The organism is Streptomyces sp. NPDC005728, assembly GCF_040630895.1.
GTDB lineage: Bacteria > Actinomycetota > Actinomycetes > Streptomycetales > Streptomycetaceae > Streptomyces.
The window spans coordinates 1-5,428 of sequence record NZ_JBEXYL010000219.1; the positions used below are offsets into that span (position 1 = coordinate 1).

Annotated in this window: 6 protein-coding genes; 1 reads left to right on the forward strand and 5 read right to left on the reverse strand. The window is 71.7% G+C overall.

All coding sequences use genetic code 11. The annotated features are described in order from the left end of the window. Positions 1-170 precede the first annotated feature (170 nt). Complete coding sequence (locus tag ABZ471_RS47515) at positions 171-743, forward strand: NADPH-dependent FMN reductase (protein ID WP_359075377.1); 573 nt, start codon at positions 171-173, stop codon at positions 741-743. A gap of 212 nt (positions 744-955) precedes the next feature. On the opposite strand, the gene ABZ471_RS47520 is transcribed toward ABZ471_RS47515, so the two are convergent. The 5 genes from ABZ471_RS47520 to ABZ471_RS47540 all read right to left on the reverse strand — a co-directional run bounded on the left by ABZ471_RS47520 (position 956) and on the right by ABZ471_RS47540 (position 5,192). Further along, positions 956-2,101 (reverse strand): DUF1932 domain-containing protein, encoded by a 1,146-nt coding sequence (locus tag ABZ471_RS47520; protein WP_359075378.1) that lies wholly within the window; start codon positions 2,099-2,101, stop codon positions 956-958. 40 nt (positions 2,102-2,141) lie between these two features. Continuing rightward, complete coding sequence (locus ABZ471_RS47525) at positions 2,142-3,395, reverse strand: AMP-binding protein (RefSeq protein WP_359075379.1); 1,254 nt, start codon at positions 3,393-3,395, stop codon at positions 2,142-2,144. A 49-nt stretch (positions 3,396-3,444) separates the two neighbouring features. Then, entirely contained in the window at positions 3,445-4,113 is a 669-nt protein-coding gene (locus ABZ471_RS47530; protein ID WP_359075380.1) for a phosphopantetheine-binding protein, read from the reverse strand. Positions 4,114-4,293: 180 nt separating this feature from the next. Next, positions 4,294-4,938, reverse strand: a complete 645-nt coding sequence (gene dhaL, locus ABZ471_RS47535) for a dihydroxyacetone kinase subunit DhaL (RefSeq protein WP_359075381.1) — start codon at positions 4,936-4,938, stop codon at positions 4,294-4,296. Beyond that, entirely contained in the window at positions 4,938-5,192 is a 255-nt protein-coding gene (locus tag ABZ471_RS47540; protein ID WP_359075382.1) for a hypothetical protein, read from the reverse strand. Before ABZ471_RS47540 ends, dhaL begins: the two co-directional genes overlap by 1 nt. Positions 5,193-5,428: the final 236 nt, after the last annotated feature.

A 5,428-nucleotide genomic window follows, 5' to 3' on the forward strand; every position in this document is an offset into this window, starting at 1 on the left:
AGCAAGGGGAGACCGCGCCAAACCCAGACGCAGCCTCCCCTCCCACCCCTGCGCCCGCACCATCCCCACACCCTGCCCCCACGACTCCCTAAGCCTCTGGATGCGCCCATGCCCAGACGTCCTGGTCTTCGTACCGGACGGCCTGGCCCGTCAAGAGAGGAGTGCCAGTCATGCGCGTACTCATCATCAACGGCAGCAGAAACCCTTCCTTCACTGCCGCTTTGGCTCAAGCCATGGGGGTTGCCCTCGACGCCTTCGGCGTCGAGGTGCGCCTCGCCGGGCTTGCCGCACCGCCCGGTGCCGACGACACCTGTGGATGGCTGCGGCAGGCCGTGGCCGAATCCGAGGCCGTGGTCCTGACCAGTCCGGTGCACCACTGCGGATACTCGGGTCTGCTCAAGGCGGCCCTGGACACGCTGCCGGGGGGCGCGTTCGCGGACCGGGCCGTCGGCCTGCTGGCCCAGGGCAGCAGCCCGCACACCGGCCGTGTGGTCTGTGAGCAGCTGCGTACGGTGGCAACGTCCCTGGGCGGCTGGGTGGTCCCGACCCATATTGCCGCCAGCAGGCTCGACTTCACGCTGCCCCCCGGGGGGAGGCCGACTCCCTCTCCGCAGTTGCTGCGCCACTGCCGCGTCCTGGCCGGGGAACTGCACCGGTGTGTCTCGGCACTTGCGGTTCGGCCCGGTCGTCCGGGCCGGAATCAGCCTGAAGAGCGATGGCGGGTGCCGATCGTTTCGCATTGAATCGTTGTGGGCGGCGCACCTCCCCGCGGGTGCGCCGACCCGCCACCCACGGCCGTTGCCCAGGGCGACTCGGATTCGGTGCTTTGAGCCGCCCTCGGGCCTGTGCCTGCGGTGCTGCTGTGCGGCGGCCGTCGTACTGGGATGGATGCGACGGTCGCCGCCACTGCGGTCCGCTGCCGGGCCGGGGGCTGGAGGGCCAGACCCAGGGACGCTTAGGGCCGTACGTATGCCCAGGCCTGCCGTCCATCGGCCAGCAACACAGGACGCAGGTCGCACTGGAGGTCCGCGAAGGCGTCGATGGCGCGGTAGTCGCGCGGGGACAGGCCGTCGACCAGCAGCCCCTCCACGGATGCCGCGGACGGCCGCAGCGCGAGCGGCGTTTCTCCGGCAGACCCGAGCGGTTCCCAGCCGTGCAGGACTGCAGGGGAGGAGTCTGGCACCCGTCCGAGTACGTCCTGCAGGGCGACCGGGGATCGGAACCGGCCGTGTACGAACAGCGCTGCCACGCCGGAGGCCGGTTTCTGGGGGGTACTGCGCAGCCAGTCCAGCACGTCGGTCAGCGCGGGGGCGGGCACGTCCCGCAAGGCCGTCCAGCGTGCCATCGCGGAGGCCGCACCGGCGGCGAGGTCCGGGGGCAGCCCGACGGAGGCCAGCGTGTCGGCGATCTCCCGCAGTTCCGGTTCCCACCGCCAGGCCCGGGCCGCGACGTCCGGCAGGTTGCGCGGGCTGGCCAGCACGCGCAGGTTCAGCGCCCGTGCCTCGGCTGCCAGCTCGCCCCCCACCCCGTAGGCGTTGGCGAGGGCGTGGCAGATCGCGGCGAGCATGTGCGAGGTCTTGTGGAAGCCGGCGAACGCGGCCTTCAGGGCCGATGCTGTGCCGAGGGGTCCGTCCAGGCGGCGCACGTCCACGTCCGTGTAACCGAAGGCGTTCTTGAGGATGTCGACACCGTGTGGTTCCCCGCACGCGTACAGCCGCGCTTGCCGCCCGCCGCCCGGCCGGGGGCCGATGACGACCGCGTCCACCAGGGGGATGCCGCGCTGCGCCAGGAGTTCCTGGATGCGGGACAGCTGGACGGGGCTGATGGCGTTGGCGTCGACGTATACCCCGCGGAAATGATGCCTGGTGACGTTGCGGGCGACGTCGAAGGCGGCGTTCGGCGGGCAGTAGGACAGTGCGAGGTCGCTGCGTGCCAGGGCGTCGGCAAGGGAGGAGCAGGGCAGCATGCCGGAGTACTGGGCAAAGCCCTGCACGGAGCCGCCCTCCGGCGGGACCCACAGGACGCGGGCGCCCGCCTGGACGGCACAGGCGCCGAGCGCCGTACCCATCGGATCGGGGAAGAGGAGGGTGATCGTCGTCATGAGCGGCTTTTCTTCTGGTCCCGGGCGGGCGGCGCCACTCCTAGCGCGGCTGGTCCGCGGGTCGGCGGACAAAGACTCCGCCGGGTGCCGCGGAAATCCGACTGAGGTGGCCGAGGACGACGTACTGGCCGTTGTCCTGGATGAGGACGCGGTCACGGGTGCGGTAGAGGCGCACGTCCGCGGTGCTGCCCTGCGGGTCGTTCGGCGGCGGCAGATGCAGTCGCACGAATGCCCCGGTGGCCTCGGTGCGCCGTAGGGTCCGGCGGGGGTACCCGATGGCCAGAGCGTCACCGCCCAGATACAGCTCCCCCGGCTCGCCGCGGGGCACTGGCCGCTGTCTTTCGTCGAGCACCCAGGCGAGCACGCCGGGTAGCGGCCAGCCGATCGGCGCCGGGTCGTCGCTTTCGCGGAGGTTTCCGGCGAACAGGGCGTCGCCGCAGGTCTCGGGCACACCGTAGGCGGCAGCCACGTCGTAGCGGCCCAGCCACCGCGCAAGCGCGGGCAGGTCCGGGTCCCCGCCCCTGAGCACGATCCGCCGCAGTTTGGACAGCGAGACATACGGTGTGGCCACGAGCTCGTCGAAGGTGCAGGTGAAGGCCGTGATGACGTGACGCTCCAGAAAGCCGGCCCGCGGAGGACCGGGCGTACGGTTGAACGGCCCGGCGATCTCCAGGCGGGCCCCGGTCACCAGGGCGCACAGCACTTCCCACAGCACCGCCTCGGCGGTGACCGGCGCCAGTTGGGCGACCCGGTCGGCGCGGGAAATGCCGGCCAGGTGCGGAACGGCGTTCGCGCGGGCCGCCAGCGCCCGGTGGGTGACCACGAGCGGACAAGGCCTGGCGGGGATGCCGCCGTGCCAGATGTACGCGGGGGTGTCGTCGCTGGGAGACCCGGGCAGCAGCGGCTCGGCGCCCCTGTCCGAGTTCACGGAGACGGGCATGGTGCGCAGGCTTGGGGCCCAGCGCAGGGGCTTTCCGGTGTGGGTGAGCGCGGCACGGGCCCGGCATCCGGAGGTGATGCGGGCCAGGTGCTCGTAGGGCTGTGCCAGGTCGACGGGCAGCGCCACCGCACCGGCGCGCCAGACGCCGAGCAGGGCGGTGATCCAGCGGATGCCGGGTAGTACCGCGAGCACGACGGTCTGTCCGGTCAGCTGTTCACCTCTGAGACAGTGGGCCAGCCTGCCGGAGTCGGCCCACAGACTCGCGTACGTCAGCTCGTGCCCGGACTCGGCCACGGCGGTCGCGCAGGGGGTGCGCGCGGCGGTGGCGGCGAGCAGGTCGGTCAGGCCGCTCATCGGACCGGTGGCTTCCGTGCGGTGCTGCGGTACGGGGGCAGGGCCCGCGTCACCATGGGTCCCCCCAGGCGCGGTCGCGCTGCCGGGGCGCCCACGGGAGCACGGGCTTGGCAGCGAACAGGCGGTTCTTCCTCCCATGGTGCTTGCGCCGTGCCGCGGTAGGGCGTGGGGCGCCGGTGCCGCAGCTCTCGATCACTCCGGCGAGTTCGGCGATGGTGGGCCACAGCAGCACGGAGGTGTTCGGCAGGGCGAGGCCGAATCTCCCGTTGACCATGTGCTGCAGGCGGGCGGCACGCTCGCTGTCGCCCCCCAATACGAAGAAGTCGTCATGGATGCCGACGACCGGGCGGCCGAATTCTGCTTGCCACAGTTTTTGGAGCTGGGCCTCCACCGCGGTGCGCGCAGGTGCGGGCGCGTGGCCGGGCCCGCTCTGCGCTCCCGGCACCGTGGACGGGTGGCCGGTCGGGTGCTCGGGCGGATAGGCACGATGCGGAGGTTCCTTCAGGTGCCGGGGTACGGTCGGCGCGGGGCCGGAGGACCTCTGGGGATCCGCGCAGTGGTTGCCCTGGCGGGATGCGCTGCCCGTGCCTGTACGGCGGTGTGACACGGGCGCGTCGGCGGTGCGGGCCGCCGGATGGAAGAAGGCGGTGACTTTCTTCTCTGTCCTGATCAGCAGAACCTTGATGTTCAGCCTGATCGCGTGCGCGACATGAACCACCTCACATACTCCCTTGCTGGCTCGAATCGGCGGGAGAAACCGCGAGAGGACCACGTTGCGGCGTTCGCGTGGGTCTGCCCGTGCGGGCGGATGTCCGTACCGGCGAGCGCTGCCCACCGGGATGTCGCAGCACGGTACGCTCACCGGGCAGTGCGTGTTCACCCTGCGAGCGCGGCGCCGTCAGTCCGCGGCCACCTGCGCCAAGGCCTGGAAAATGAGCGCCGTGGAGGCTGCTCCAGGGTCCGGGTGGCCCAGGCCGCGCAAGCCGAAGAAGGAGGCACGGCCCCGGCGGGCACGCATGGTGGCCGTTGCCTCCATGCCCTGCTCGGCGGCATCCGCTGCAGCCCGGGCCGCGGTGGCGAAGTCGCAGCCGGCCAGGGCCGCGCGCTGGAACGCCCGGTGGCCGGGGGTGAAGGCATCCAGCATGGTCTTGTCGCCTGTCCTGGCGGCGCCGAGTGACTGGATCGTGAGCAGCCCGGCGGCGAGGGCCGTGGTGAACGGCCCCGTGCCGGTGGCGGGTTCGGGCAGGACATGGGCCATGGAGCAGAAAGCAGCTCCGTACAGCTGGCCCGAGGCGTCCAGGCCCGTTGTGCGCAGGGTGTGGCCGGTGCGCTGCAGCACCTCTCCGATGGTGCTGATGGTGGGGGAGGCCAGGGCCTTGGCGGCGGCGGAGAAGCCAAGGCGTACGTTGGCGCCGTGGTCGGCGTCCCCCATGACGGCGTCGAGCTGGTTGAGGCGCTGCTCGTGCTCCGTCGCGAGGGAGGCGATGGCCTGTACCCACGCGTGGGCGAGCGTGGTGTCCACCGGTTCTTCCAGCCTTCGCATCAGGTCGTGACGCTGAGGGACTGGGAAGTCCCGGTGTCGTGCCACGGCGAGCCGTCCCGCCGGACCCGGGAGATGACGACGTCCTCGTCGTTGAGCCAGGCGTCGCGGCGGTGCAGCCGGGCCTGCTTGCGGGCGGCCTCCTGCAGTGCTTTCTTCAGCGCTTGCTCGGCAGACAGCGCCCTGACAACGAAGGTATGGGTTCCGGTGTTGCCGTCCAGAGCGCGGATGGGCATGGTGACGACCCAGGTATGCATGGCGATTCTCATCTCGGGGAGGGGGTGGGGACCGCGGCCCCTGTGTGGGGGCCGCTGCGATGCCTCAAGACTCTCCCGGCGCGGCACCCGGCCGCGTCTGGCCTGGGAGGACACTCGGGCTACCCCTCAGGGGGCAGGCGTGCGGCGCGTACCACCACGGGGGTACGCGCCGAGGTACGGCTGGGGCACGCGCGAGCAGCATGACACCGCGCACCTCGACGACACCCGATTGCACT

Excerpts from the sequence above, each read along its gene's own strand:
- ABZ471_RS47515 (WP_359075377.1), top strand. The coding sequence starts at position 171 with ATGCGCGTACTCATCATCAACGGCAGCAGAAACCCTTCCTTCACTGCC.
- ABZ471_RS47520 (WP_359075378.1), bottom strand. The coding sequence starts at position 2,101 with ATGACGACGATCACCCTCCTCTTCCCCGATCCGATGGGTACGGCGCTC.
- ABZ471_RS47525 (WP_359075379.1), bottom strand. The coding sequence starts at position 3,395 with ATGAGCGGCCTGACCGACCTGCTCGCCGCCACCGCCGCGCGCACCCCC.
- dhaL (WP_359075381.1), bottom strand. The coding sequence starts at position 4,938 with ATGCGAAGGCTGGAAGAACCGGTGGACACCACGCTCGCCCACGCGTGG.
- ABZ471_RS47540 (WP_359075382.1), bottom strand. The coding sequence starts at position 5,192 with ATGCATACCTGGGTCGTCACCATGCCCATCCGCGCTCTGGACGGCAAC.